Here is a 225-nt window from a genome sequence, read left to right as displayed (position 1 = left end):
CCTGCGGGTTGGCCTGCGTCGCATGCCGGGTGACCACGGCCATCGCCCCCTTGGCGCCCGTCCGCGGGTAGGTGTGCGGGCCCGCGATCCCATGAGCACCCGCCGTGGAGATGGTCTCGTAGTCGATCTCCACGGTCGCCCCGAGCCCGTTGGTGATCGTCGTGACGCGGTTGTGCGGCTTGCTGTAGTTGGTGGCGAAGGTGTTGATGAGGTACGGCCAGTCGG

Annotated in this window: 1 protein-coding gene; it reads right to left on the bottom strand. The window is 68.4% G+C overall.

From position 1 onward, the window contains the following. Window positions 1–225, bottom strand: a 225-nt coding sequence (locus OEB96_RS00085; RefSeq protein ID WP_266213335.1) for a hypothetical protein, incomplete at both ends; no start/stop codon positions are given.

The organism is Paraliomyxa miuraensis, from assembly GCF_026337845.1.
Lineage (GTDB): Bacteria > Myxococcota_A > Polyangia > Nannocystales > Nannocystaceae > Paraliomyxa > Paraliomyxa miuraensis.
This window is presented reverse-complemented; position numbering and strand designations above follow the sequence as displayed.